We start from the raw sequence: 25,510 nt of genomic DNA, 5'->3' as shown, positions 1-25,510 counted from the left end.
GATCTAGCGTCACGCAGATGACCGGGTACCGACGTGTCCTCGCCGTGCCGGGGATGGCGCCCCTGCTGAGCGTCTCGTTCCTCGCCCGCACCGCGATCACGGCCGACGTGATGGCGCTCACGATGTACGTCGTGCTGGGCCTGGACATGAGCTACGCGGCGGCGGGCGGCGTAGCGGCGGCCATGACCGCCGGGATGGCCCTGGGCGGCCCGCTGCTGGGCCGCGTGATCGACTGGCGTGGCCCGCGCATGGTCCTGCTGGCCACGGCCACCGCACAGATCGCGTTCTGGCTGAGCGTGCCGCGTCTCCCGTACGGCCTGCTCCTGGGAGCCGCCCTCGCGGCGGGCCTCCTCATGGTGCCCGCCCAGGCCGTGACCAGACAGGCGATCGCCGCCACGACCCCACCGGCCCAGCGCCGGGCCGCGTTCGCCCTGGAGTCGATCCAGGGCGAGCTCTCGTACATGGTGGGCCCTCCCATCGTGATCCTCTGCGCGGCCCAGGTGTCTCCCGGCCTGGTGGCCTGGGCCGTGGGCGCCGCGATCGTCGCGGGCGGAGCCGGAATCGCCCTGCTCGACCCGCCCCTCCGCGCCGCGAACGAGGTGGCCCCCGGCGACTCCCACCACCCCTCACACCGGGAATGGCTGGGCCCCGGCATGATCGCCGCGCTGGTCATGGCGTTCGGCACCACGGTCCTGCTCAGCGGCACCGACCTGGCCATCGTCGCCACCCTGGAAGCGGCCGACCAGGTCTCCTGGGCGGCCATTGTCGTGGCGGTCTACGGCGTGGCCTCCATCACCGGTGGCCTGATCTACGGCGCGCTCCCGCGCCCCCTCCCCACGTGGCTCCTGCTCAGCCTTCTCGGCCTGGCGACCATCCCCGCCGGGCTGGCTCCCAGCTGGCCATGGCTGTGCGTGGCCGGAGCCTGCGCCGGCCTGCTAGCCGCCCCGACCCTCTCCACGGTCGCCGACACCGTGAGCCGCCTGGCCCCCGCCGGTGTGCGAGGCGAGGCGACAGGCCTCCAATCCTCAGCACTCAGCGCCGGCTTCGCCCTCGGCTCCCCACTGGTCGGCGGGGCGATCGACCTCTCCGTCCCCGCAGGCGGCTTCGCCGCAGCCGGTGTGGCAGGTCTGGCCGCCGCCCTGACCGGCTACCTCCTATCCCGCCGTTCCGCTCAATCACTCCACCCGCTCGAACCTGCTCCGGAAGGCTCGCCTGTTCACGCTTGAGCGGCATACGGAGATGCCGGCCGGGGATCGACCGTGTGCCTCAGAAAAGCGGGTTGGTCGCGGTTCGACGTTCGATGAGGATGACATCGCGCCAGCGGTCGTGATGAAGGCCGAGACGTTCGCGGGTTCCGACGACGCGGAAGCCCGCCCGTTGGTGGAGGCGCAGGCTGGCGGTGTTCTCGGGAAAGATGCTGGATTGGACGGTCCAGATGCCGGCCGCCTCGGTTGAAGCGATGAACGACCTGAGCAGGGCGATGCCGACACCGCGGTTGCGGATTTCTGGGTGGACGTACACGGAATGCTCGACGACGCCTCGATAGACACAACGGCCGGAAACGGGGACCGCTGCTATCCAGCCGAGAATGTCGCCGGTCGTGGTGTCGGCGGCGACGTAGCGGTGCTCGGGGAGTCTGGCGTCGTCGAAGTCCTGCCACGCGGGCGCGGAGGTTTCGAAGCCGGCGTCGCCGGTGTCCAGGCCAGCCTGGTAGATGGCGAGCACCTGGTCGGCGTCGGTGGCGCGCATGCGGCGGACGGTGACGCCCTCGGGCTCGGTCGCGCCGGCCGGTTTGGCGGCTTGGACGATGGCGGACCGGAACCTGTCTCCGGCCCGGCCGATGGGGGTGATGGCGATGTCGATGAACCCGGCGTGGGTCAGGATCTCCCGGTAGACGTCCGGGGTGAGGGCGCCCGCGGTGCAGCCGATGCGTTCCTCAGCAGCCGCGCGAAGAGCGCCGTCCTCGCTGTCGGCGATGACATCGCTGACGCCCAGCCGGCCGCCGGGGCGCAGCACGCGGAAGGCCTCGGCCAGCACGCGGGGTTTGTCGGTGGACAGGTTGATGACGCAGTTGGAGATGACGACGTCGATGGTCGCGTCGTCGAGGGGGATTTCCTCGATGTGGCCGTGCAGGAACCGGGCGTTGGCGACCTCGGCCTCGGCGGCGTTGGCGCGGGCGAGCTCGAGCATGTCCGCGCTTGCGTCCAGGCCGTAGGCGATGCCGCCCGGCGCGACCCGGCGGGCGGTGATGAGCACGTCGATGCCCCCGCCCGAACCCAGATCCAGAACGGTGTCGCCGGGCCGCAGGTCGGCGACGGCGGTGGGGTCGCCGCAGCCGAGGCTCGCTCGTACGGCGCCGTCGGGCAGGCCGGTCGTGTCGCCGTAACCGGCGGCGCCGAAGCACCCGTCGGCGAACGAGCCGGGCTCGCAGTCGATGATCTGCAGGCCTTCGGACGCGGCACGGGCGAGCGCGCCGTACCGGTCGACGATCTGATCACGCGATGGAGGTTGCCGGTCGTGCGTGCTCATGGCTCTCCCAACTCGATGGCTACCGCGGAGCCGATCCAGGCGGCGCCGGCTCGCAGGCGGGCGGGGGTGGGGCCGGGCGCCCCATGACGACGTCGGCGGCGGACGGGAAGCAGCTCACGCAGGCGTCGTTGATCCGGTAGTAGGCGGCGGTGCCGCGCCGCTCGACCAGCACGAAGCGGACCTCGGCCAGCACCTTCAGATGCGCGGAGACCGTGGACTGCACGACCTCGACCGCCTCGACGATCTCACCGACGTTCATCGGCCGGCCCTGGCGGGCCAGCAGCGAGACGATCTGAATCCTGGTCGCGTCGGCCAGGGCCTTGAACCAGGAGGCGTACTCGGCGGCGGTGGGCCGGTCCAGCGGTCCCTTCTCACTATCCATCGTTCATCGACGATAAACGATGAAAAGCGCTCCGGGAAGCGTTCGGCGTGCACCGCCTCCCGGTCCCAAGGCTGTGACCGCTGCACGGCCCCACGACCTCTCCGGCGACGGACGATCTCCCAGCGCGTCGTAGCGCTACTCACGACGGTAGCCCCCTGATCGGCCGGTGATTCGGCTGCCATCGGCCATCTTCGAGCGAAGCCGGTTCTGGCGGGCGGACGCGCGCGCCGAGACCTCCAGCACCTGACCATGGCGCGATGTTCGAAGAGGCCGACCGGGCGGCGGGCGGTCGTTAGGGTTCGATTTATGAGCAGTGGTTCAGATGAGCATGCGTTCGTGGACATCGACGGGTGTGCGGTGCGGGTGGTCGACCGGGACCGTGTCGCCACCGTGGTGGCGTCGATGCCCGACGACACCGACGTGGTCGAGCTGGCCGATGTCTTCGGGCTGCTGGCCGATCCGGCCCGGCTGAGGCTGCTCGTCGCGCTGCTGGAGGGCGAGATGTGCGTATGCGACCTGGCGGCGGTGGCGCGCACGAGCGAGTCGTCGGTCTCGCATCATCTGCGGCTGCTGCGCGCCCACCGGGTGGTGGTGGCGCGGCGTGCGGGCCGCATGGCCTACTACCGGCTCGCGGACGGCCATGTGCGCATGCTCCTGGACCTCGCCCTGACCCACATCGAGCACGCCCCGGCGGCGGCTCACCCCGAACACGACTCCTCCTCCCAGGAAGGCAATGCCTCGTGAGCAGCAAGGATCTGCACGAGCATCCGGCCGCCCAGTCGCAGGACGAACACGGCCACGACGAGCATGACCACGACGAGCACGGTCATGACGAGCACGGCCACGATGACCACGGCCACGACGAGCATGGGCATGGCGGTCATGGGCACGGTCACGGGCATGGCCATGGGGTGAGCGCGGACGCCGATCGGCGGTGGCTGACCGGCGCGCTGGCGGCGATCACGGTGTTCATGCTGGGCGAGGTCGTGGTCGGCCTGATGGCGAGCTCGCTGGCGCTGCTGTCGGACGCGGCGCACATGCTGACCGACGCCGCCTCCATCGTGTTGGCGCTGGTGGCGATGCGGCTGGCGGCCAAGCCGCCCAGTGGCGGGTTCACCTATGGCCTCAAGCGCGCGGAGATCCTGTCGGCGCAGGCCAACGGCCTGACGCTGCTGCTGCTGTCGGGCTGGCTGGGGTACGAGGCGATCCGCCGCCTGATCGAGCCGCCCGAGGTCACCGGCGGCCTGGTGCTGGCGACCGCGCTGGTCGGCACGGTGGTGAACGTGGCGGCCGCGTGGATGCTCTCCAAAGCCAACCGCACCAGCCTGAACGTCGAGGGCGCGTTCCAGCACATCCTCACCGACCTGTACGCCTTCATCGCCACCGCGATCGCCGGTCTGGTCATGGTACTCACCGGCTTCGCCCGCGCCGACGCCATCGCCACCCTGGTCGTGGTCGCGCTGATGCTCAAGGCGGGCATCGGCCTGATGCGCGAGTCCGGGCGGATCCTGCTGGAGGCGGCCCCGGCCGGGCTGGAGCCGAGCAGGCTCGGCCCGGCGCTGGCCGCGCACCCGCATGTGGCCGAGGTGCACGACCTGCACATCTGGCAGATCACCTCAGGCATGCCGTCGGCGTCCGCGCACGTGCTGGTCGAGCCGGGCCAGGACTGTCACGCGGTCCGCGCCGAGCTGGAGAAGCTGCTGGGCGAGTACGGCATCACCCACACCACCCTCCAGGTCGACCACGCCCCCGACCCCGTGCTGAACCTCCCCGGCACCGATCCGCACTGCGACGACTCCCACGGCCCCGTCCACCGAGCCCCCGACGAGGACACGACCACCCCCTGAGTCAGTGCGTGAGCCCGGTCAGCGTGCTGACTGGGGTCGACGGTCTTCGAGGTTCTGCCGTACGTGTTGGTTGGCCAGCGCGAGGACGACCAGGAACGCGGCGACCGTTCCGAGGGCCAGAGCCAGTACCCCGCCTGCCTGCTGGTCGTGCAGGGGAGCCGGTCCCCAGGCACGTCGGAGGCCGACATACCAGCGTGATGCCAGAGGGCTGTCGGAGGTCATGAGTAGCTTCCCGAAGAGGACGTGGAACGGCAGGACCGCAGCGGGCAGCAGGATGCGCATGGCGGGGCGCAGCCGGTGCGGGCTCTGCTCCGGGCTCAGGATCGGCCAGAGGAAGAGCAGCCCGGCGAGGGTGAAGACCGCCATGGCCAGTGAGTGGAAGGCATGGTTGCGGAGTGACGTCTCGAACAGGGAGGTGAAGTAGAACCCGTACAGAGTCGCGACCAGCAGGGGCGTAGCGACGAGAGGGTGGCAGGCGATGCGTACCGCGCGGCTCCGCAAGGCCGCCGGCAACAGGTCTCGTGTCGGGCGACCGGTGGCGGCTCCCGTGGGCAGGACGCGCAGGCCGAGGGTGAGCGGCGCGCCGAGCAGGAGCAGGGGAGGGGCGAGCAGACTGAGCGTGAGGTGCTGCACGATGTGGGCGCTGAACAGCACCATGCTGTAGCGGGCCAACCCGCTGCCCGTCGCGGCGAGCAGGGTGAGGAGCCCGGCATACCAGGCGAGGGTCCGGGCGATCGGCCAGGATCCATCGTGGCGCCGATGGCGGATGAGCGCGGCGGCGTACAGGACGGCTCCGGCGAGGATCGCGGCCGTGAAGAGCGGGTCGAGCCGCCACTGCAGGAGGTAGGACTGGACGCTCGGAGGGCCGGGGAGCGGGAATCCCAGCTGGAGTTGGGTGAGGTTGAGCGTGTTCGGCGCGACCTCGGGCGGCGGTGTTCTGGAGAGGCCGGTGGCCAGTCCCATGGTCGCCGCCATGACCAGGACCTCGACGCTGGCGATGCGGACGAAGACTGCGGCGCCCGCTCCGTCGCGGAGAGCGGGGATGCCGGTTCGCCGGTGCCACCATCCGAACGTGCCGAGGGCGGCGAAGGCGACGGTCTTGGCCACGACCAGCGCGGCATAGCTTGAGCCCAGATGGAGGCCGCCCAGCCTGATCCACGCGCTGATGAGGCCACTCGCCCCGACGACGGCGAAGCACACGCCCGCCAGCGTGCTGTAGCGGGCCACGATCTCGGGGAGCCGGTCGCGAAGCGGCCAGGCCGCGGCGACCAGGACGACCAGGCCGCCGACCCAGACGGTCGCGCCGAGGATGTGCGCGGCGAGGCTGTAGACGGCCAGCGCGTGGTCGGCGGCGTCGGCGGCATGGCCGGTGAAGACGGGCGGCAGCAGTCCCAATAGCGTGAGGGCGAGCAGGTAGCCGGTCCCGCCCGGGGTCTTCGGCAGGTACGCGGTGACGGCCACCAGGGTGGCGAGCGCGGCGACGAGCAGGAGTGCCCGTCCCTGGGTGAGCTCCACCAGGAAACTGCGCACCAGCGTGCCGGAGATCCCGGTGATCGGCGACACCCCGAAGACGTCGGCGACCGAGAACAGCACCACGGCGAGCGTCGAGACGGCCCAGGCGACCGCGCTCAGCGACGCGGCCCGCAGGCACCGCCGGCCCTGCGGCGACAACCGGCCGTCCGGGCCCGCCTGCAGGAACACCGAGGTCAGCAGCAGCCACCCCACCGTGACCGCCGCCGACACGTTCATCGCGAGCTTGGCCGTGGACAGCCCGCCCAGCGTGAACGCCGCGAGCCTGGTGAGCCCCGGCACCACCTCCGGACTGACCGCGCCGCCGAACCGTACGACCACGGCCAGCACGACCATGGACACCGCCGCCATGCCCATCCATAGCGGACCTGACCGCTGAACGGGGGAGACCTCATCACGTTCGGCCTCCGAAACCCGGCCGTGCTCGATGTCAGAGACCATCACGACCCCGCCGTACACCCATGACGATCGCGGCCAGCAGTCCCGCCGCCAAGATTCCCAGCCCGATCGGAAGCCACGCGCCGCTCGCCGATGAGCCGGCCTTCTGTGGCTTGCCGGCTCGTGCCTGGTCGGCGGCGGGCGCGCGGGCGGGGCTCGTGCCGGGCGCGGTGGCCTCGGCGGTCGCGGAGCTCGTGATGGTGAACTCGCGTGTGCCGCTGATCGCGTGGCCGTCGACCGACACCGTGCGGTAGGCGATCTGGAAGCGCCCGGTTCCGGGTACGGCGCGAAGGTCCTGGCGTACCACCGGGCCGTCCACCGCCGGGTCGCCGTCGTCGGCCCTCGCCCCCGACGGGCCGACGACCTTCACTCGCGTGAACTTGCCGTGCACGGGCTCGCTGAACGTCAGCGTGATGGCCGCGGGCAGCACCTCGCGCACCGACTTGTCGGCCGGATCGACGCTTCTCAGCTCGGCATGGGCGGCGGCCGGGAGGGGTGTCAGTCCTACCGTCGCGCCTGTGGCGATGGCACAGCTCAGAGTCCACAGAGCGCGCCGGTACCGCCGCATACGACCTCCTGCTCGGTCAAGAGCGGCCGGCCGCGAGGGTGGCCCGACCGCATGCGGTGATACGCATCCGGTGCAGGACGGGTTCAACGTTTCTTCGTGTGGCTGAGGGGCGACCGCGCGGTTCACGGCTCGGGGACCGCGACGCTGCCGGCGAAGGTGCAGCAGATCAACAAGCTCGGCGGCAAGCGCCTCACACCCAGCCACTACGGAAGTCACGGCACCGGCTGAGCCTCACCATCCTGCGCGGCATGCTCGCCGCGAGCCGCGCGATCCGCCAGCACGCCGAGGTGGCGCTGGGCGTCTTCGAGAACACCGTTCAGGACGCCGACAAGCACGCCGCCGACCTGCGCAGGCTGCGGCAGCTGGCCGCGGACGCGAGCACCGCCGCCGACTACGCCGAAGGCCTGCTGGAGGCCGACCCGGACCCCCGCCTGCATGAGGAGATCGAGCAACGCCTGCAGCGCGCCCTCGAGTCGTACTACCACCTCGGCCAGCTCACCGCGATGCCCACGCTGATCTCCCAGTACCAGACCGGCGACTTCGGCGCCGCCGCACACCAACTGCCCGCGCCCAAGTCGGCCTCGTTCGACCCCTGGTGCCTGACCTCCCCGCGCGACCGTGCCAAGTGGCGCCGCGACCCGCGCGCCCAGCAGTCCATCAAGGAGTTGTGGGAGTTCGACCCGGCGCCCAAGGCCACCCTGCGCATCCAGGCCGAGATCGACGCCGCCAAGAAGCAGGGCGCCATCGACTACGCCACCGACGCCTCGGGCAAGGCCCTCGGAAGCTACTACTGCTGCCCGTGGGGTGCGGTCTACGTCGCCCGCAGAACGGTCACCCTCGGCGGCCGTCGCGTCCTTCAGGGCCAGCAGTTCACCTACGAGGTCGACGCCGACGAGGTCCCCAAGGGCGGCGCCTTCGTCCGCCGCATCATGATCGGCAACTTCTCGCCGACGAACGAGGTCGAGTACTCCGACCCCGATGGCGAGCACGGCGACTGACCGTCCCTACGGCCTCGAAGGACCGCGACGTCCTGCCCACCGGTGGGCAGGACGTCGCGCTTCTTGAGGGGCTTGACCGATCACCTTCGAGAGCTATCATTCCACCATGGCGATTGATTCCGATTGTGGAATGACATCCATCGAGGGTCTCGCTCCGGCGGCGGCGCTGTTCCACTCGCTCGCCGACCCGGTGCGGTTGTCGATCGTTCAGCGGCTGGCCCGAGGCGAGGCCCGCGTCGTCGACCTGACCCGCGAGCTGGAGCTGGCACAGTCCACGGTGTCCAAGCACCTGGGCTGCCTGCGCGGCTGCAAGCTGGTGGACTACCGCGCCGAGGGCCGCCAGTCGTTCTACTTCATCGACGCCCCCGAACTCCTGGACCTCCTCCGCTCGGCCGAACACCTGCTCTCGGCCACCGACCGCGCCGTGGCGCTCTGCCCGACCTACGGCACCGCCGCCGACCAGGAGCTCGGCGCCCGCACCCCCGAGGTGCGGGCATGACCACACTCTCGCTGGGTCCGTCCCCTCAGCGCCGAGCGGCGCTGGCACGCCGCGTCCGATGGCTGGTCGCGGCCACCATCTCCTACAACGTGATCGAGGCCGTCCTCGCGGTCACCGCAGGAACCCTGGCCTCGTCCGGAGCCCTGGTGGCGTTCGGGCTCGACTCGGTGATCGAGGTCGCTTCCGCCGCCGCCGTCGCCTGGCAGTTCTCCGCCCGCGATCCGGACCTGGTCGAACGCCGCGAAAAGCTGACACTGCGGATCATCGCCATCTCCTTCTTCGCGCTGGCCACCTACGTCACCGCCGATTCCGTACGCACCCTGGCCACCGGCAACGAGGCCGGCCACTCCACCCCCGGCCTGGTGCTGGCCGCCCTGAGCCTGGCGATCATGCCGCTGCTGTCCGCCGCACAACGCCGCGCCGGCCGCGAACTCGGCTCGGCCAGCGCCGTCGCCGACTCCAAGCAGACCCTCCTGTGCACCTACCTGTCGGCCGTCCTGCTCATCGGCCTGGCGGTCAACACCCTCTTCGGCTGGGCCTGGGCCGACCCGATCGCCGCCCTCGTCATCGCCGCCGTCGCCGTCAAGGAAGGCCGCGAAGCCTGGCGCGGCGACGCCTGCTGTGCCCTGCCCGCCAAGGACGAGTGCGCGACCTGCGGGCCCGGCTGCGCCTGCTGCTCCTGACAACCACCGGAGGACACCGTGGCGATAGCAACGCTGACCCGCGTGTTGCCCAGCCCGCCCGCCAAACCGGTGCCCCCATCCGACACCACCGCGATTCTGCGCACATTCGCGCGCGACCTGGCCGCCGGACACCCATGGACCCCCGAAGCCGCGAAGTTCTTCACCGACGTGTTCGACGAGCTCGCTGCCACCTGGGACACCGGCCAGGCGACCGGCCGCGACGAACCCCTCCGCGACGCCCTCACCCGCGGCGGCCCCCTCCCCACGGGACCGTGCCTGGAGATCGGGTCGGGCACCGGCGCCCACACCCGCCTGCTGACCACCGCGTTCCCCGCCGTGATCAGCCTCGACCTCTCCGAACAGATGCTGCGCCAAGCAACCGGACGCTCCCCAGCCAGAATCCGCGCCGACGCCGCCGCACTCCCCATCGCCGACGCCTCCATCACCGCAGTGGTCGCAGTCGACATGCTCCTGTTCCCCAGCGAGATCGCCCGCGTCCTAGCCCCCGATGGCGTCCTGCTCTGGATCAACCAGCTAGGCCCCGACGGCCCCCTCTACCTGCCCGCCACCACCGTCGCCGCCGCCCTCCCAGGCCACTGGCAAGCCACCGAGTCCGAAGCAGGCTGGGGCACGTGGGCCGCCCTCCGCGCTCCCGGCTGAGTTCCAAAGACAGCCTGACGGGCGGATCTGAAGACCGAAAGAAGGGCTCCGGAAGACCGACACGAGGTCGATCAGCGATGCGAGGGAGGTCCTGAGCCTGCACCTCAGTGCTCGCCGGTCCCCAGAGGTGCCCCGGTTGCGGGGTGGTCTGATCTTGGGGAGCACACGAGCGGGAAATGAAAGAGCCCTGTTGACCTTGGCTTATGCCTCGATCGACAGGGCTTCGTGCTCTGTCGGGACGGCGGGATTTGAACCCACGACCCCTTGACCCCCAGTCAAGTGCGCTGCCAAACTGCGCTACGTCCCGGCGCCCGGCTGAGCGGGCGTGATTACTGTAGCGCAGTCTGCGGGGTCATGCGTACCGAGATACGGCGAGGCGGGCGGTGGCTGGATCTGGTAGGCATGGCCTGGTGATCTCGTTGGTGGCGCGGGTCGGGCTGGCGGTGGGCCTGCTGGTGGTGTGCGGGTGTGATGGGGATGCGAAGAAGCCTGCGGCGGGGTCGGTGACTCCGTCGGCGCCCGGGTCGGTGGAGCCGACTCCTACGAAGTCGAAGGCTCCCGTTAAGCGTGTGGTGAAGGTGCCGTCGGGGGTCATGGCGGGATACGTGGTCTTCGATCGGGAGGCTCGGAAGGTTCTGGTGCAGCATGACGTGCATCAGACGTTCCGGTCGGCTTCGGTGGTGAAGATCCTGCTGGCGCTGGACTACCTGGAGCGGCGGGGGAAGCCTGAGGGTAGTGAGCTTGAGCTCATGCGGGTGATGCTCCGGTCCAGTGATGATCACGCGGCCACGCATTTCTGGGCTGAGGGTGGGAAGGGCGCGATCATTGAGCGGATGGCCCGGAAGCTGGGGTTGACGGAGACCGCGCCTCCGCCTGCGGACAAGCCTGGGTTCTGGGGGTATACCGCGTTGAGCGCGGCGGATGTGCTCAAGACTTATCGGTATCTGGTTGAGCGGGCTCCTGGAGAGGATCGGGAGTTTGTCGTTGGGCAGTTGAAGCGGGCCACGCAGTGCGGGACCGATCACTTTGATCAGTTCTTCGGGATTCCGCGGGCCGTGCCTAAGCCCTGGGCCATCAAGCAGGGGTGGTCGGGGTTCGGGGATGTGCCTGCGGAGGCCTGTCGGGAAGGCACGTTCCGGCCTGTGTCGGGGCCCTTCCTGGGGCTGGGACGGCCTGTGCTGCACACGACCGGGCTGCTGGGGGACAACAAGATCATGGTCTTGCTGACCTTGCATCCGGCGGGGAGCACGTATGCGGAGGCCAGCAAGACGATCACGAAGCTGGCGGGAGAGATATACCGGGCTTCGTCTTGAACGGGCGCAGGCCTCGCTTGCGGTAGTTCGGCAGCGCGTTCGGGTGATCCTGGGTCGAGGTGTGCAGCCAGACGCGGCTGATCGTGGGGGTCAGGGTCCAGGCGCGTTGGAGGGTGAGCGTGAGCGCGTGGGCGCCGATGCCCTTGCCCACGAACTCGGGGACCAGGCCGAACGTGGTGACCTCGACCGTGTCGCCGGTGACCTCGTAGTCGGCCAGGCCGGCGGGCTGGTCGTTGGACGTGATCATCCAGGAGTCGGTGCGGGCCAGGTAGTCCGACCATTGGGCGTCGGTGAACGCGGCGCTGTCCCAGTTGTACTGGGTGCCGATGCGGAGGGTCAGCGCGCGGGTCTGGGGGCCTGTCGCGGGGACCAGGGCGATGGTCGGGAGGACCGTGGCCGGGTTGAGGTCGTCGGGGCTGGTCATCTCTAGGTAGGTGACGAGTTCCTGCAATTGTCTCCTTTAGGCGGTGCGGAGGCGCTCGGCGGCTTCCTCGGGGCTCACGTCGTTGACGAACGCGCCCATGGCGGATTCTGACCCGGCAAGGAACTTGAGTTTGCCGGGGGCTCTTTGGATGGAGAACAGCTCCAGGTGCAGCCAGGCGATGTCGCGGTCGCGGTTCACGGGGGCCTGGTGCCACGCGGAGACGTAGGGGAGGGGGAAGCCGAAGAGGCGGTCCAGTTTGCCGAGGACGTCGAGGTAGAGGTCGCCGAAGGCTTCGCGGTCGTCCTGGTCTAGGACCGTGAGGTCGGGCATGGGGCGGTGGGGGAAGATGTGCAGCTCGTAGGGGTAGCGGGGTGCGCGAGGGACGAACGCCGTCCATAGGTCGTTGCTCGCCACAACGCGTTCACCCTGCTTGCGTTCGGCGGCCAGTACGTCGGCATAGAGGTCGCCGGGGTAGTTGCGGGCCACGTCCAGCATCTGGCGCGTCCGGGGGGCGACGAAGGGGTACGCGTAGATCTGCCCGTGGGGGTGGGAGAGCGTCACGCCGATCGCCTCGCCGCGGTTTTCGAAGCAGAAGACCTGCTCTACGCCGGGAAGGGCAGAGAGCTCGCGGGTCCGGTCCGCCCAGGCTTCCAGAACGGTCTGCACCTGAGCAGGGGGAAGTGACGCGAACGAGGCGTTGTGGTCGGAGCTGAAGCAGACCACCTCGCAGCGGCCACTGGGCATGTCTGTGCCCGCGGGACCGTAGGACGGGAAGCGGTTCTCGAAGACGGCCACCTCGTAGTCGGGGGAGGGGACCTCGGTGAGGTGTCCCGGCGAGGACGGGCACAGGGGGCAGTCGTTGGTGGACGGCAGGAACGTGCGGTCCTGGCGATGGGAGGCGATGGCCACCCATTCGTCCAGCAGGGGGTCGTGCCGCAATTGGGAGGGGGCCGGCCGCGGCGGAAGGGAGCGCTCGTCGGCGGCGCTCCGGTCGACGTCATCGCGGCGGTCGAAGTAGATCAGCTCGCGGCCGTCGGCGAGCCGGGTCGCGGTGCGCTTCATTCGAGTCCCTCGATCATGTGTTCAGCCTGCCATGGAGCACGGCGGTGGGGTGACACTCTTTTCGAGAGATGTTTCTATTAGGAATACTCAAGGAGGGTGCGTTCATGGAGATCAGGCTCGACGGGAAGGTCGCCATCGTCACGGGCGGGGCGCGTGGGCAGGGCGCGGTCGAGGCGCGGCTGCTGGCGGAGGCGGGCGCGCGGGCGGTGGTGACCGACCTCCTGGACGAGGGGGAGAAGGTCGCCGAAGAGGTCGGTGGCCTGTTCGTCCGGCATGACGTGGCCTCGGCGGAGTCCTGGGGCGAGGTCGTCGAGGGCGCGCTGGAGGCGTACGGGCGGATCGACGTGCTGGTCAACAACGCCGCGATCTGGCGGACGGCACCCGTCGACCAGGAGACCGAAGAACGCTTCGAGCAGATCCTGCGGGTCAATCTCATAGGGCCGTTCCTTGGCATCCAGGCGGTCGTCCCGGCGATGCGGAGGAACGGCGGGTCGATCGTGAACATCTCCTCGACGGCCGGGCTGCGGGGCATTCCCGGGCACAGCGCGTACGGGGCGTCCAAGTTCGGGCTGCGCGGGCTCACTCGTTCGGCGGCGCTGGATCTGGCGGCGGACAGGATCAGGGTCAACTCCGTACACCCGGGTGCGATCGACACGCCGATGGTCGCGGCCTCCGGATTCGAGCGCGGCGAGGGGAAGTTCGACCGGGCGCCGCTCGGGCGGGTCGGGCTGCCCGAGGACGTCGCGGGGCTCGTGCTCTTCCTCGCCTCGGACGCGTCCTCCTACATGACCGGGACTGAGTTCGCGGTCGACGGCGGGCTCACTACGGGATAGCGGCCCACGGGTAGCGCGCTATGGAGAAGCGGCCTGCGGGATGTGCGGCTGCGGGGTGGCGGCCTCCGGGAAGCGGCTTAGGCGGTGGTGGTCGCGGGCTCCTTTTCCTCGATGAGCATCTCCGGGTGTCCGGTGGCCAGCAGCCAGGCGGGCAGTACGGCGATGCAGGCGACCGGGAGCAGCCGGGTGTCGCCGACGATCGCCAGGGCGGCGAAGAGGCTCAGCCAGCCCTGGCGGGTGATCGCGACGAGGACGCCCAGGACGCCGCAGACGACGGCCAGCGAGACGGGGATCGAGTCGACGAGCGCGACGCTGAACATGCCGATCGCGACGCCGATGAACATCGCCGGGAAGATCCGTCCGCCGCGGAAGCCGCAGGTGGCGGCGATCAGCAGTGCGGCGATCTTGACGATGATGATCAGGAAGAGGTGCGGGCCGGAGTAGCCGGCCGCCAGGAGCTCCTTGGTCTCGTCCAGGCCCTTGAAGAGCGTGACCTGCCCGCCGATCATGCCGAGGACGCCGAGCAGCGTGCCGCCCAGGGTGATCATGACGAACGGGTTGGAGACGTGCTGGACGCGCTGGAAGAGCGCGTACGCGTGCGGGAAGACGTAGACGGCGGCCAGGCCGATCGCGCACGCGGCCACCGCGATGATCGAGCCGCTGACCAGGTCGATCAGCTCGACGCCGCGGTAGGCGGGCATCTTGAACGCGATCATCGGCGAGGCGATGACGGACGTGGTGATCGCTCCGGCGGCGGCCGCCACCAGCGGCGCGAAGAGGCGGTCCCACAGCGGCAGGCTGGACTTGCCCATCGGCATCTCGGACAGGATCAGCGCGGCCGCCACCGGGGTGCCGAAGAGCGCGCCGACCGTGCCCGCCGCCGCCATGGCCAGCCACATCTCGCCCGAGATGGCGGGAATGAGGCGGGCTCCGATGGCGAAGGCCAGCGCGATGTTGGCCGCCGTGATCGGGTTCTCGGGGCCGAGGCTGACGCCACCGGCGAGGGCCAGGCCGGTCACCAGGAACAGGCTCGGCAGCATCCTCGGCGCCATCGGCGGCGCGATCAGGCCCTCGGTGGCCGGGTCGGGTCCGCCATGCCCAGGGACCTTCCAGACCACCAGGCCCACGGCCGCGCCGGTCGCCATCAGGATGACCAGCGTCCACCACGCGCTCGATCCGTCGGCGCCGATCGCGACCGGCAGGTGGTCCCACAGAACGTCCTGGAGCCACTCGGCGACCGCGCTCAGCGCGAGCAGCACGAGGCTGGAGCCGATGCCGACCGCCAGCGCCGGGATCACGAGCGGCAGCAGCGCCTTGGCCCGCGCGGTCAGGATGGGGCCTGTCGGGATGCGGCCGGACGGCGCAGCGCCGGGAGGGGGTGAGCCGTTCTCGCTGGGTCCGGGCGTCGTGGGGCCGGGCGGTGTGGCGTCGGACGGTGTGGCGTCGGACGGTGTGGCGTCGGACGGTGTGGGGCCGGACGGTGTGGGGCCGGGCTGGGGGGAGCCGGGCTTGTTGGGGGCCACCTCAGACCGGCGGGAGGTTGGGACGGGTGGCGGACGCGGCCACGGAGTTCAGCAGCATGCCGATCGCGACGCCCATGACGCCCGCGATCGCGGCCCCGGCGATCTTGCTGGCCAGCGACATCCCCGTGGTGAACGGCCAGAGCACCGCGATGAGCGTGGCCAGCATCACGATCCAGGTAAAGAACTGCCGCGGGCTCGGCGTCGTGACGAGCAGCAGGTGCATGAGGGCTGTCGCCACCAGTGCGGCGAACGCGCCCCAGACCGCGACCTCGGCGGCCGTGGCGTCCACCACGCGGTGCTGGCCGTCGGGGAGCCACACCGGGATGTCGAAGATCCCGCGGGTCACGAAGAGCCCCACGATCCCGACGGCCGCGGCCACCACGGCGGTGGCGACACCCCCGGCCCACAGGCGGCCGGCGTTGACCGGCGGCCTCCGGGGCGTCTGCTGCTGGTACGGCGAGCCGGTACCGGTGTTGTAGGCCATGAATGCAAAATTCCCCCGCGCGGGCCCACGGCGACGCCCGGCGGACAATCTTGACCAGGTCTTGGGGCCTGGGAATGGTCCGGGATGGCCTGCGTGTTGGGGTCTTGCGGCTTCCAAGGAAGATTCTTTGGAGTCGATTTGCCATCTCGTTGAGGTTTGATACCTTCTGTCTGAAATTCGCGACGCGTCCCATGCGTCGCCGCAGGTCACGCACGCCCTAGGAGGCCGTGACCGCCCGGATGACCCGAAGGTCGTCCGGCCCCCCGCGCGGCGAAAACCCCCGCGCCCCCTCATTGCCGAGATCCATCCGAATAAGCGGGCACCCGTCCCATGCGATGCCCGTGGCCGAGTCCGCGTCCCCCCAATGGACGCGGAGCCGGGGACCCACGTTTCAGGGGTGAATCGGCGCCGCCAATGAGCGCGCCGTAGGGCTCTTCCATGCCCGAATCCGTCAGCTAACCCGGTAGGCGACATGGGAGATATAAGGAGTTCTCTTCATGCTCGATCGCAACACTGTGAAGTCCGCGTCGGACGAGCCGAACGTCGTCGTGGGCGTGGCCGTCGGAGCGGTGCTCGCGGGAGCGCTCGGCCTGGCGGTCCTCAACCCGTTCAGCGCCGACGACGCCAGCGCGGACGCCAAGCCCGCGGCCAAGGCCCAGGGTGCGGCGGCGGCCGTGGCCGAGAACAAGGCCGGCGCCGCGAAGGGCGAGGCCGCCAAGTCCGCCCCCGCCAAGGTCAAGGCCGCCAAGCCGATCAAGGCCGCGGACGCGATCAAGCTCGCCGAGAAGCAGATCGGCATCTCCGAGGGGCCGGGCGGCCACACCAAGTTCGCCGACTGGTACACCTCCACCAACGAGGCCAAGCTGACCGCCAAGCGCGACGGCGGCAACCCCGGTGAGTACAAGGGCGCCGAGTGGTGCGACATGTTCGTGTCCTGGATCGGCGCGCAGACCGGCGTCAAGGGCATGGGCTGGGACGCCTACACCGTCCAGCACGCCAACTGGCTCGACAAGACCAAGCGCTGGGGCAAGAAGGCCAAGCCGGGCGCGCTGGTCTTCTACAGCTGGAGCAAGGGCGACAAGGGCTCGACCGGCGACATCGACCACGTCGGCATGGTCGTCAAGGACAACGGCAACGGCACGATCACCACGATCGAGGGCAACACCAACAACAAGGTCGAGAAGAAGGTGCGGAGCAAGTCGGCGGTCGTCGGCTACGGCTACCCCGACTACGACGGCTGATCACCCCCGATCCCGGCCTCGCCCCTTCCCCCGACCCCCGAAACCCCCTGGCACCCCCCGACCCCCCAGCCCCAAACCAGAAGGCGTCCGGCATACCGCCGGACGCCTTCTGGCGTTTCGGGGCCGCTCAAGCATTTAGGGGCTCCTCAAGCGCTTCGGGGGACTCGCCGGGGCCTTCGCGAATGTCGGGTAATGCGAATCATTCGCATGCTTTGCTCCTCCTTAGCCCCCTGACCGGCGGTTCCTGGAAAGGAATCCGGCACGGCCATACGTGGAAGGGGGCCCTGTATGCCGGCACGTCCGGATGTCAGCGTCGTCGTGATCGCCTACAACGACGAGCGGCGGCTGCCGCGGGCGGTCGGCTCGGTTCTGGCGCAGTCGCTCGGCAGCGTCGAGGCGGTGGTCGTCGACGACGCCAGCACCGACGGAACGGGGGAGACGGCCGACCGGATCGCCGCCGCTCACCCGCACCGGGTCCGCTCGTTCCGCCTGCCGTCCAACTCCGGCGGCTGCGGCGGGCCGCGCAACGCCGGCATCGAACGGGCGCGCGGCAAGTACGTGATGTTCCTTGACAGCGACGACCTGCTCGATCCGCATGCCTGCCTCAACCTGCTCTCCGCCGCCGAGGAGAGCGATGCCGACCTGGTCTCGGGGCTGTGCGCACGGGTGCACGTCGGCCGCCACGCCAACAAGGAACGCCCCTGGTACCCGTGGCTTTACAAGAACAGGGCGGTCTACGGCTCGCTCAAGGAGAACACCGATCTCCTCTACGACACGCTGTCGACCAACAAGGCCTACCGCCGCGGCTTCCTGGAAGAGCAGGACCTCCGCTTCGTCGAACGGCTCCACTACGAGGACCTGCTGTTCAGCGCCGAGGCCTACCTGAGCGCCCGTCGTACGGCCCTCATCCCGCACCGGGTCTACAACTGGCTCGTCGAGCCGAGCGGCGCCGCGTCCGCACCCTCGATCTCCAACCGGCGGGCCGAACTGGCCAACTTCGCCGACCGCCTGGAGATCCACCGCCGCATCGACACGCTGTTCCGCCGCCACGACGCCGCCGACCTGAAGCTGGCCAAGGACGCCAAGTTCGTCAACCACGACCTGCTCCTTTACCTTCGGGAGCTGCGCAGCCGCGACACCGTCTACCGGGCGGCGTTCCTGGAGCTGGCCGCCGGTTACCTGGGCGAGCTGGACCCGCGCGTGTTCGAGGACGCCCACGCCGTCCCCGCGATCGCCGCGTTCCTGCTGCGCGAACGCGACCTGCCCGGCGCGCTCGCCGCCGCCGACTACAACCGCGGACGCCTGCCCGAGCTGCGCACCGACCTGGTCGAACGGGACGGACGGATCTACTGGGGCGCCACGCCGCCGCAGGGAGACCAGGCCCGCAGCGTCCTCGACGTCACCGACCTGGACTTCCACCGCCGTCCCCTCTCCGGGCTGCGGCTCGGCAACGTGGTCACGAGAATGCGGCTCGACGACGGTGGCCGCGCCGTCATCTCCGGCTACGTGCTGAACCCGCTCGGCCGCGTGCCCGCCGACGCTGAGATCAAGGCCAGGCTCGAGCTCGCCGATCGCCGTCGTCCCGGGCGGGTGCGCCGCGTCCGCGCGACCGTCGAGCACGCGGGGGACCGCCTGCTCTGGCGCGCGACCTTCGATCCGATGCGCAAGGTGAGGCCGCTGGGCTTCGCCGACCCGGTGTGGACCCTGCGCCTGCGCCTCGTCGTCAACGGCGAGACGATCCAGACGTTCCCCGGCCCTCAGGACGACGAGACCGAGGCGTCCACGGACGGGCTCAGCCTCCCCGTGCGTCCCCGCCTCACGCGCCTGGCCGCTGACCGGATGCGCTCGTACGTCACCTCGGCGGGCCACGTGGCGTTCAGGCTGGACGGCGAGGGCCGCCTCACCCGCCTCTCCCGCGGCCTGGTCCACCGCGCCGCCGCCACCTCGACCGGCCGCCGCGCCTGGAGGCGGATCAGGAGCGTCGAACGCGCTGTGAAACGCAAGGCCGGGTCGCGCAAGACCAAGGTCGCCGTCTTCAACCGCGTCCTCACCAGGCTCCCGGTCCGCAAGGGCAGCGTGGTGTTCGAAAGCCACCTCGGCAAGCAATACAGCGACAATCCCAAATACATCTACCGCGAGTTGCGCCGCGCCCGCCTGCCGGTCCACGCCACGTGGTCGTACGCGTCGTCTTCCCGGGGCTTCCCGGCCGAGGCGGACCTCGTGCAACGCGGTTCCTGGGCGTACTTCCTCAAGCTTGCGCGCGCGCAGTTCTGGGTGGACAACCAGGGTTTCCCCGACGGTCTCCGTAAGAGGCCCGAGACGACCTACATCCAGACCTGGCACGGTTCGGCCCTGAAGCTGATGGGGGTGGACCAGCCGCAGCTGAAGAGCGGCACGCTCGCCGAACGCAAACGCCTGAAGCGGATGGTGGAACGCTATGACGGTTTCCTGGTCCGTTCCCAGCACGACGTCGACACCCTGGCCAAGGGCCTCGGTGTGCAGTCAGAGCTGCTGACCACCGGTTACCCGCGCAACGACCCGCTCGTCACGCCCGATCCCGACCTGGAACGCGATGTCGCCGCCCTCCGCGCCAAACTCGGCCTCAAGCACGACAAGCGCCGCGTGGTCCTCTACGCGCCGACGTTCCGCAAGGGCCCCGACGGCCGCCCGGTGCGCCGCATCGATCCGCCGATCGACCTGGACCGCTTCGCCCGCGAGCTCGGCGACGACATCGTGCTCCTGGTCCGCCCGCACTACTTCTGCACGCTCGCCCTCCCGCCGCAGGGCGACGGCCGCCGCCGCTCGATCATCGAGGTCGGGAACGTGCAGGACGTCACGCTGCTGCTCCTGCTCGCGGACACGCTCGTCACCGACCATTCCTCGATCATGTTCGACTACGCCCTGCTCGACCGGCCGATGGTCTTCCACCTCCCCGACGAGCAGCGGCTGGGCCGCGGCTACTTCGACCTGATCGAGGAGGCGCCCGGGCCGATCACGCGGACCGAGGACGAGCTCCTCGCCGCCCTGGTCGCGCTCCCGCACCAGCCCGCCTACACCGAACGGCGCAGGGCGTTCGCCCGCCGCTTCGGGGAGCACGACCACGGCGACGCAGCCAAAGCCGTCGTCGACCGCTACTTCAAGGACCGTGACTTCAAGGAGGGGAGCCGGCGTGGCTGAGCCGCGTGACGTCTTCATCGTCTGCAACAACACCGACGCGATGGGCGGCGTGCAACGGTGGGCGCACCACCTGGCCCGCCTGCTGGTCGGGCGCGGGCACCGCGTCACCCTCATCGGCGTGACCTACGCGGCCGAGCCGCAACTCTACCGCTCGGACGAGTCGTACGACGTGCGCGTGCTGCACTACGACTGGCGCCCGCCCTCGCTGGCGCACCGGCCGCGCAGGCTCTCCCAGCGGCTGAACGCCGCCGCCTGGGGCCGCGACCTGTGGCGTACGGCCGAGATGCGCAAGGGCGTCGAGCAGCTCTCGGCGATCTTCGCGTCGGCGCGCCGCCCCGGCGGCGTGATCATCGGGGCGCAGGTCTGGGCGATGGAGTGGGTCGCGCGCGCCGACACCCACGGCATGAAGGTCATCGGGATGAGCCACGAGTCCTACGGCGCCACCCGCCGCTCGTCCCGCTACCGCCGGGTCAAGGAGTTCTACGCCGGCACCGACCGCTTCCTGGCCCTTACGGCCGAGGACGCCGACGCCTGGGCCAGGGACGGCATGACCAACGCCGACCACATGCCCAACCCGCTGCACGTCTCGCCCAACGGCTTTCCCACGCTCGCCGAGCCGGTCGTCGCCTGCGTCGGGCGGCTCTCGTACGAGAAGGGCGTGGACATGCTCCTGGAGGCGTGGGAGCGGGTCGCGCCCGAGCACCCGGAATGGCGGCTGCACATCTACGGCGACGGCCCCGCCGGGCCTGATCTGCGCGACCAGGCCCATTCCGCCGGGCTATCCGGCTCGGTCGAATTCAAGGGCGTGACCGACGACATCGAGGCGGCGCTGACCGAGGCGTCGATCTTCGCGCTGCCGTCCCGCGACGAGGGATTTCCGATGTCGGTCCTGGAGTCGATGGCCTACGGGCTGCCGACCGTCGCGTTCGACTGCGCGCCGGGCGTCCGGGAACTGCTGAACGAGGAGGAGAACGGTCTCCTGGTCGAGCGCGGGGACATTTTCGGCTTCGCCGAGGCACTTGACCGTCTCATGGGGGACGCCGCGCTGCGCCGCAGCATGGGGGCCGCGGCCCGCAACTCCGTGCTGCGCTTCCATCCCGACACCGTGCTGGACCGATGGGAACGGCTTTTCTCGCTTCTGCACCGGGACAGCTCCGCCGACGAATTTCCATCCACCTTGCCTGCGATGCCGGTCGAAACCGAAACGGCGCGAACTCCGGTGAATGTCAAGGTTGACTCTTGACCGTCCATTTAAGGAAACACGCGTGGGTTTGTAGCTCGGTGCGGCCAAAGGTCGTCGCTGGGAACAGTAGTCCGACACGTGCCCATATATTTCTGGGATGGACGGGACGACGCTGGGACCTGGAGGTGCCGGGCTTAATTTGCCGGGCCTGGAGGATCTGCGCGCGGCCATGCGCGAGCGGGCCGTCGTGGCGGAGGCGCGCGTGGTGCTGGCCGATCGCCTCGGCTGCCATGAGGACGAGGCCCTCCAGCACCTGATCTGGCTCGCCCGGGACCTGGGCACCGAGCTGGAGGAGACGGCGGCCCTGCTGGTGACCGAGGATGCCGCCAACACCCAGCCGCAGACCGCGGTGAACGGGTCGCCGCGGCTCACGGTCGGCGATGTCGACGAGGCCATCCGCCACATCCGTTCCCGCGCGGACGATCCCACCGATCCGGCCGGACCCGCCGGGATCGCCGACCGCGCCGAGGAGGTCGAGGCGCTGCTCGGCGGCCTGACCGACGAGGACGAACGCGCGGACCAGGAACGCCTGGCCGCGGCGCCCAACGACCCGGCGGCGCAGGCGGTGCTGGACTCGGCGCTCGGCTCGTCGAGCCACCTGATCCCGGTCCGGGCCGACGACGGCCACGTGGTCGACTTCCTGCACCGCGCCTTCGGGGAGGCCGCCGAGGACATCTTCGGCCGCCCGCCCGAGGAACTGCTCGGCCGCCGCATGCTGCGCATCGACCCGGGCGCGCTGCTGAACGGCCTGTTCCCCGAGTACGTGAAGGTCCTGGAGACCGGTGAGCCGTTCGCCTGCGGCCCGATCGACTACTCGACCGTCCACCACGGGACCTCCCGTTCGGCCAGGCTGAGCATCAGGTGCGTCCAGGTGCCCACCGGCATCTGCCTGACCTGGCGCCACCACGATGACGACGATCGGGTCCGCCGCCGCCTCGACCGGTCCGAACGCCTCGCCAGCATCGGCTTCGGCGAGTGGGACCTGGCCGCCGACGAGACGGTCTGGTCGCCGCAGATGCTCGCCAACTACGGGCGCGGCCCGAGCGACGAGCCGGTCGGCGCCGACGACTTCCCCAAGATCATCGCCCCGGAGGACCTGCCGCTGTTCGAGCAGGCCATGCACGTGCTGTTCAGCCGCCGCGAGCCGGTCCAGGTCGAGTACCGGATCCGTACGCCCGGCGGCTCGGACCGGCACCTGTGGCTGAACGCCGAGCCGATGCTGGACCGGGCGGGCCGGCTGACCGGGATCAGTGCCATCACCCAGGACGTCACCCGCCGCCGTTCCATCGAGGGCGCGCTCGCCGAGACCCGCCGCGACCTGCTGCGCCTGCAGGGCGAGAGCGCCCGCGAACGGCAGGTGGCCCTGACGCTGCGGCGCGCGATCCTGCCGCCCGACCAGGTCCTCGCGGGCGCCCCGGGCCTCAGTGCGGCCGTCCGCAGCATCCCGGCCGAGAACCCGGCACGCATCGGCGGCGACTGGTACGTCACCCGCGTGCTGCCCAGCGGCCGGTCGCTGCTGGCGATCGGCGACGCCAGCGGGCACGGCCTGGCCGCGACCGCCGACATGGCGCGGATGCGGCACGGGCTGCTCGGCCTCGCCTACACCGGCGAGTGCTCCGGGCGGCTGCTCGGCTGGCTGAACGACATGACCGACGGCCTCGGCCCGGCCACCACCGGCACGGCCGTGGTGGCCCACTTCGACCCCGAGACCCGGCAGCTGACCTGGTCGAGCGCCGGGCATCCGCCGCCCATCCTGGTCCGCGACGGCCGGGCCGAACGGCTGGCGGCGGCCGGCGACCCCGACCCGCTGCTCGGCGCGTTCCCCGGCATGGAGTACGCCACCAACGCGACGCCGCTGCGGGACGGGGACGTCGTCGTCCTCTACACCGACGGCCTGGTGGAGCGGCGGGGCGCCGACCTGGACGCGCAGATCGACAAGCTGGCCGGGATGGTCGAGGGCCACGGCGACAACCTGCACCGGATGCTGGACGACGTGCTGCAACGCATGGGGCACGACCGCTTCGCCGACGACACCACCCTGTTCGCCTTCAGAGTCGGCGGCTGATTCTTTCTAACAACTGTTTGGTAGAGTCCCCGGTGTGACCGAGAACGAGACCCCCGAGGACCGGGCCTTCCGTGCCGAGGTCCGCGACTGGCTCGAGGCCAACCTGTCGGGCGACTTCGCGCACGCCCGCGGGCTGGGCGGCCCCGGCCGCGAGCACGAGGCGTTCGAGGAGCGGCTCGGCTGGGAGCGGCACATGGCCGCGGCGGGCTGGACCTGCGTCGGGTGGCCGAAGGAGTACGGCGGGCGCGCCGCCTCCGTCGAGCAGCAGGTGATCTTCAACGAGGAGTACGCGCTCGCGGGCGCCCCCGCCCGGGTCGGCCACATCGGGGAGAACCTCCTCGGGCCCACGATCATCGCGTTCGGCACCGACGCGCAGCGCGAGCGGTTCCTGCCGCCGATCGTCCGCGTCGAGGAGCTGTGGTGCCAGGGCTACTCCGAGCCGAACGCCGGCTCTGACCTTGCCAACGTGCAGACCCGGGCCGCCCTCACGGGCGACGGCGCCCAGTGGCGCATCGACGGGCAGAAGGTCTGGACGTCGCTCGCGGTCGAGTCGGACTGGTGCTTCGCCGTCTGCCGCACCGAGCCCGGCTCCGCCCGTCACAGCGGCCTGTCCTACCTGCTGGTCCCGATGAAGCAGGACGGCGTCGACATCCGCCCGATCGTGCAGCTGACCGGCACCTCGGAGTTCAACGAGGTCTTCTTCGACGACGCCCGCACCGACGCCGCCAACATCGTGGGCGCGCCCGGCGAGGGCTGGAAGATCGCCATGGCCACGCTCGGCTTCGAACGCGGCGTCGCCACGCTCGGCCAGCAGGTCGGGTTCCGGCGCGAGCTGCAGGCGGTCATCGACCTCGCCCGCCGTACCGGCGCCATCGACGACCCGCTGCTGCGCGACCGCCTCACCCGCGCGTGGATGGGCCTGGAGATCATGCGCCTGAACGCGACCCGCACGATGGCGGGCGTCGCGGCGGGAGCGCCGGGCCCCGAGTCGTCGATCTCCAAGCTGGTCTGGGGCCAGTGGCACCGCGACCTCGGCGAGCTGGCCATGGACGTGCTCGGTGCGGCCGGGCTGGTCGCCGACGGAGAGCCCTACGACCTGAACGACTGGCAGCGGCTGTTCCTGTTCTCCCGTTCCGACACCATCTACGCCGGGTCGAACGAGATCCAGCGCAACATCATCGCCGAGCGCGTCCTCGGCTTGCCCAGGGAGCCCCGCCCATGACCCCGCCCCCCGAATACGTGACCGGCCACGACCTGCTCAAGGACAAGGCCGTCGTGATCACGGCCGCGGCCGGGGCCGGGATCGGCGGCGCCACCGCGCGGCGCTGTCTGGAGGAGGGCGCCAAGGTCCTCATCTCCGACGCCCACGAACGGCGCCTCGGCGAGTCCCAGGCCGCGCTGGAGAAGGAGTTCGGCGCCGACCGGGTCGCCGCGCTGCCCTGCGACGTCACCTCCGAGGAGCAGGTCCAGGCCCTCTACGACCTGGGCGTGCAGCGCTTCGGCCGCCTCGACGTCGCGGTGAACAACGCGGGTCTCGGCGGCACGGCCGACCTGGTCGACATGGCCGACGACGCCTGGAACCGCGTCCTGGACATCACCCTCAACGGCACCATGCGCTGCACCCGCGCCGCCCTGCGCATCATGCGGGGCCAGGAGGGCGCGGGCGTGATCGTCAACAACGCCTCGGTGATCGGCTGGCGGGCGCAGAAGGGCCAGTCGCACTACGCCGCCGCCAAGGCCGGGGTCATGGCGCTCACCCGCTGCGCCGCGCTGGAGGCCGCCGAGCACGGTGTACGGATCAACGCGGTGTCGCCCTCGCTCGCCATGCACCCGCACCTGGTGAAGGTCACCTCGGAGGACCTGCTGGACGAGCTGACGCGCCGCGAGGCGTTCGGCCGCTACGCCGAGCCGTGGGAGGTGGCCAACGTTATCGTCTTCCTGGCCAGCGACTACTCGTCGTACATGACCGGCGAGGTCGTCTCCGTCTCCTCTCAGAAGGCCTGACACACAG

Annotated in this window: 24 protein-coding genes, 1 tRNA gene and 1 riboswitch; of the genes, 16 read left to right on the top strand and 9 right to left on the bottom strand. The window is 70.5% G+C overall.

From position 1 onward, the window contains the following. Positions 1–17 precede the first annotated feature (17 nt). Positions 18–1,226, top strand: coding sequence for an MFS transporter (locus J4573_RS20360; protein WP_208257356.1), 1,209 nt, complete (start codon positions 18–20; stop codon positions 1,224–1,226). A gap of 40 nt (positions 1,227–1,266) precedes the next feature. On the opposite strand, the gene J4573_RS20355 is transcribed toward J4573_RS20360, so the two are convergent. Both J4573_RS20355 and J4573_RS20350 read right to left on the bottom strand, forming a co-directional pair. Then, the gene (locus tag J4573_RS20355) at positions 1,267–2,529 is read right to left on the bottom strand and encodes a GNAT family N-acetyltransferase (RefSeq protein ID WP_208257355.1); all 1,263 of its coding nucleotides are present in this window, start codon (positions 2,527–2,529) and stop codon (positions 1,267–1,269) included. 19 nt (positions 2,530–2,548) lie between these two features. Then, the gene (locus tag J4573_RS20350) at positions 2,549–2,911 is read right to left on the bottom strand and encodes an ArsR/SmtB family transcription factor (RefSeq protein ID WP_208257354.1); all 363 of its coding nucleotides are present in this window, start codon (positions 2,909–2,911) and stop codon (positions 2,549–2,551) included. A 306-nt stretch (positions 2,912–3,217) separates the two neighbouring features. Here J4573_RS20350 and J4573_RS20345 point away from each other — a divergent pair, with 306 nt between their 5' ends. Together J4573_RS20345 and J4573_RS20340 are read left to right on the top strand one after the other, a co-directional pair. Further along, entirely contained in the window at positions 3,218–3,655 is a 438-nt protein-coding gene (locus J4573_RS20345) for an ArsR/SmtB family transcription factor (protein ID WP_208257353.1), read from the top strand. Next, positions 3,652–4,758 carry a cation diffusion facilitator family transporter gene (locus J4573_RS20340; protein WP_307796740.1) on the top strand — a complete coding sequence of 369 codons (1,107 nt, stop codon included), beginning with the start codon at positions 3,652–3,654 and terminating at the stop codon, positions 4,756–4,758. Before J4573_RS20345 ends, J4573_RS20340 begins: the two co-directional genes overlap by 4 nt. 18 nt (positions 4,759–4,776) lie before the next feature. Here the strand turns inward: J4573_RS20340 and J4573_RS20335 are convergent, their stop codons facing one another. Together J4573_RS20335 and J4573_RS20330 are read right to left on the bottom strand one after the other, a co-directional pair. Continuing rightward, entirely contained in the window at positions 4,777–6,729 is a 1,953-nt protein-coding gene (locus J4573_RS20335) for a bifunctional copper resistance protein CopD/cytochrome c oxidase assembly protein (protein ID WP_208257352.1), read from the bottom strand. Then, a complete protein-coding gene (locus J4573_RS20330) occupies positions 6,719–7,294 on the bottom strand; it encodes a copper resistance CopC family protein (RefSeq protein ID WP_208257351.1) in 576 nt (191 codons plus the stop codon). The genes J4573_RS20335 and J4573_RS20330 overlap by 11 nt, the downstream gene beginning before the upstream one ends. Positions 7,295–7,390: 96 nt before the next feature. On the opposite strand from J4573_RS20330, the gene J4573_RS55415 reads away from it, so the two are divergent. The 5 genes from J4573_RS55415 (at position 7,391) to J4573_RS20310 (ending at position 10,134) form a co-directional block, all read left to right on the top strand. Beyond that, positions 7,391–7,522 (top strand): hypothetical protein, encoded by a 132-nt coding sequence (locus J4573_RS55415; RefSeq protein WP_279575532.1) that lies wholly within the window; start codon positions 7,391–7,393, stop codon positions 7,520–7,522. Between the two features lie 20 nt (positions 7,523–7,542). After that, the gene (locus J4573_RS20325; RefSeq protein WP_208257350.1) at positions 7,543–8,292 is read left to right on the top strand and encodes a hypothetical protein; all 750 of its coding nucleotides are present in this window, start codon (positions 7,543–7,545) and stop codon (positions 8,290–8,292) included. 130 nt (positions 8,293–8,422) lie between these two features. Beyond that, positions 8,423–8,791 carry an ArsR/SmtB family transcription factor gene (locus J4573_RS20320; RefSeq protein ID WP_243773323.1) on the top strand — a complete coding sequence of 123 codons (369 nt, stop codon included), beginning with the start codon at positions 8,423–8,425 and terminating at the stop codon, positions 8,789–8,791. Continuing rightward, positions 8,788–9,474 (top strand): cation efflux transmembrane domain-containing protein, encoded by a 687-nt coding sequence (locus J4573_RS20315; protein WP_208257348.1) that lies wholly within the window; start codon positions 8,788–8,790, stop codon positions 9,472–9,474. The genes J4573_RS20320 and J4573_RS20315 overlap by 4 nt, the downstream gene beginning before the upstream one ends. 42 nt (positions 9,475–9,516) lie before the next feature. Then, positions 9,517–10,134 (top strand): class I SAM-dependent methyltransferase, encoded by a 618-nt coding sequence (locus J4573_RS20310; protein WP_208257347.1) that lies wholly within the window; start codon positions 9,517–9,519, stop codon positions 10,132–10,134. A 233-nt stretch (positions 10,135–10,367) separates the two neighbouring features. Here the strand turns inward: J4573_RS20310 and J4573_RS20305 are convergent. Next, positions 10,368–10,441 (bottom strand) — tRNA-Pro (locus J4573_RS20305). Positions 10,442–10,544: 103 nt separating this feature from the next. On the opposite strand from J4573_RS20305, the gene J4573_RS20300 reads away from it, so the two are divergent. Beyond that, positions 10,545–11,447 carry a hypothetical protein gene (locus tag J4573_RS20300; RefSeq protein ID WP_307796739.1) on the top strand — a complete coding sequence of 301 codons (903 nt, stop codon included), beginning with the start codon at positions 10,545–10,547 and terminating at the stop codon, positions 11,445–11,447. On the opposite strand, the gene J4573_RS20295 is transcribed toward J4573_RS20300, so the two are convergent. After that, positions 11,407–11,898 (bottom strand): GNAT family N-acetyltransferase, encoded by a 492-nt coding sequence (locus tag J4573_RS20295; protein WP_208257345.1) that lies wholly within the window; start codon positions 11,896–11,898, stop codon positions 11,407–11,409. The genes J4573_RS20300 and J4573_RS20295 overlap by 41 nt on opposite strands. Before the next feature lie 9 nt (positions 11,899–11,907). Further along, on the bottom strand, positions 11,908–12,933 hold the full coding sequence (gene galT / locus J4573_RS20290; RefSeq protein WP_208257344.1) for a galactose-1-phosphate uridylyltransferase: 1,026 nt from the start codon (positions 12,931–12,933) through the stop codon (positions 11,908–11,910). Positions 12,934–13,037: 104 nt separating this feature from the next. Between galT and J4573_RS20285 the strand changes: the two genes are divergently transcribed. Then, positions 13,038–13,766, top strand: a complete 729-nt coding sequence (locus J4573_RS20285; protein ID WP_208257343.1) for a glucose 1-dehydrogenase — start codon at positions 13,038–13,040, stop codon at positions 13,764–13,766. 77 nt (positions 13,767–13,843) lie between these two features. Here the strand turns inward: J4573_RS20285 and J4573_RS20280 are convergent, their stop codons facing one another. Both J4573_RS20280 and J4573_RS20275 read right to left on the bottom strand, forming a co-directional pair. After that, on the bottom strand, positions 13,844–15,289 hold the full coding sequence (locus J4573_RS20280; RefSeq protein ID WP_307796738.1) for an ion channel protein: 1,446 nt from the start codon (positions 15,287–15,289) through the stop codon (positions 13,844–13,846). A gap of 1 nt (position 15,290) precedes the next feature. After that, positions 15,291–15,773: a DUF6069 family protein gene (locus J4573_RS20275; RefSeq protein WP_208257342.1), complete on the bottom strand. Its 483-nt coding sequence runs from the start codon at positions 15,771–15,773 to the stop codon at positions 15,291–15,293. 333 nt (positions 15,774–16,106) lie between these two features. Next, positions 16,107–16,257, top strand: a riboswitch (cyclic di-AMP (ydaO/yuaA leader). Positions 16,258–16,270: 13 nt separating this feature from the next. Between J4573_RS20275 and J4573_RS20270 the strand changes: the two genes are divergently transcribed. The 6 genes from J4573_RS20270 to J4573_RS20245 all read left to right on the top strand — a co-directional run bounded on the left by J4573_RS20270 (position 16,271) and on the right by J4573_RS20245 (position 25,503). Continuing rightward, entirely contained in the window at positions 16,271–17,014 is a 744-nt protein-coding gene (locus tag J4573_RS20270; protein ID WP_208257341.1) for a CHAP domain-containing protein, read from the top strand. A gap of 288 nt (positions 17,015–17,302) precedes the next feature. Beyond that, entirely contained in the window at positions 17,303–20,191 is a 2,889-nt protein-coding gene (locus tag J4573_RS20265; protein WP_208257340.1) for a bifunctional glycosyltransferase/CDP-glycerol:glycerophosphate glycerophosphotransferase, read from the top strand. Next, positions 20,184–21,434, top strand: a complete 1,251-nt coding sequence (locus J4573_RS20260; protein ID WP_307796737.1) for a glycosyltransferase family 4 protein — start codon at positions 20,184–20,186, stop codon at positions 21,432–21,434. The genes J4573_RS20265 and J4573_RS20260 overlap by 8 nt, the downstream gene beginning before the upstream one ends. Positions 21,435–21,531: 97 nt before the next feature. Next, positions 21,532–23,499, top strand: a complete 1,968-nt coding sequence (locus J4573_RS20255; RefSeq protein WP_208257339.1) for a SpoIIE family protein phosphatase — start codon at positions 21,532–21,534, stop codon at positions 23,497–23,499. 34 nt (positions 23,500–23,533) lie between these two features. Continuing rightward, complete coding sequence (locus J4573_RS20250; protein ID WP_208257338.1) at positions 23,534–24,721, top strand: acyl-CoA dehydrogenase family protein; 1,188 nt, start codon at positions 23,534–23,536, stop codon at positions 24,719–24,721. After that, positions 24,718–25,503, top strand: a complete 786-nt coding sequence (locus J4573_RS20245; protein WP_208257337.1) for an SDR family oxidoreductase — start codon at positions 24,718–24,720, stop codon at positions 25,501–25,503. Before J4573_RS20250 ends, J4573_RS20245 begins: the two co-directional genes overlap by 4 nt. Positions 25,504–25,510 lie beyond the last annotated feature (7 nt).

The sequence above is a fragment of the Actinomadura barringtoniae genome (assembly GCF_017573505.1).
In the GTDB taxonomy this organism is placed as follows: Bacteria; Actinomycetota; Actinomycetes; order Streptosporangiales; family Streptosporangiaceae; genus Spirillospora; species Spirillospora barringtoniae.
This window is presented reverse-complemented; position numbering and strand designations above follow the sequence as displayed.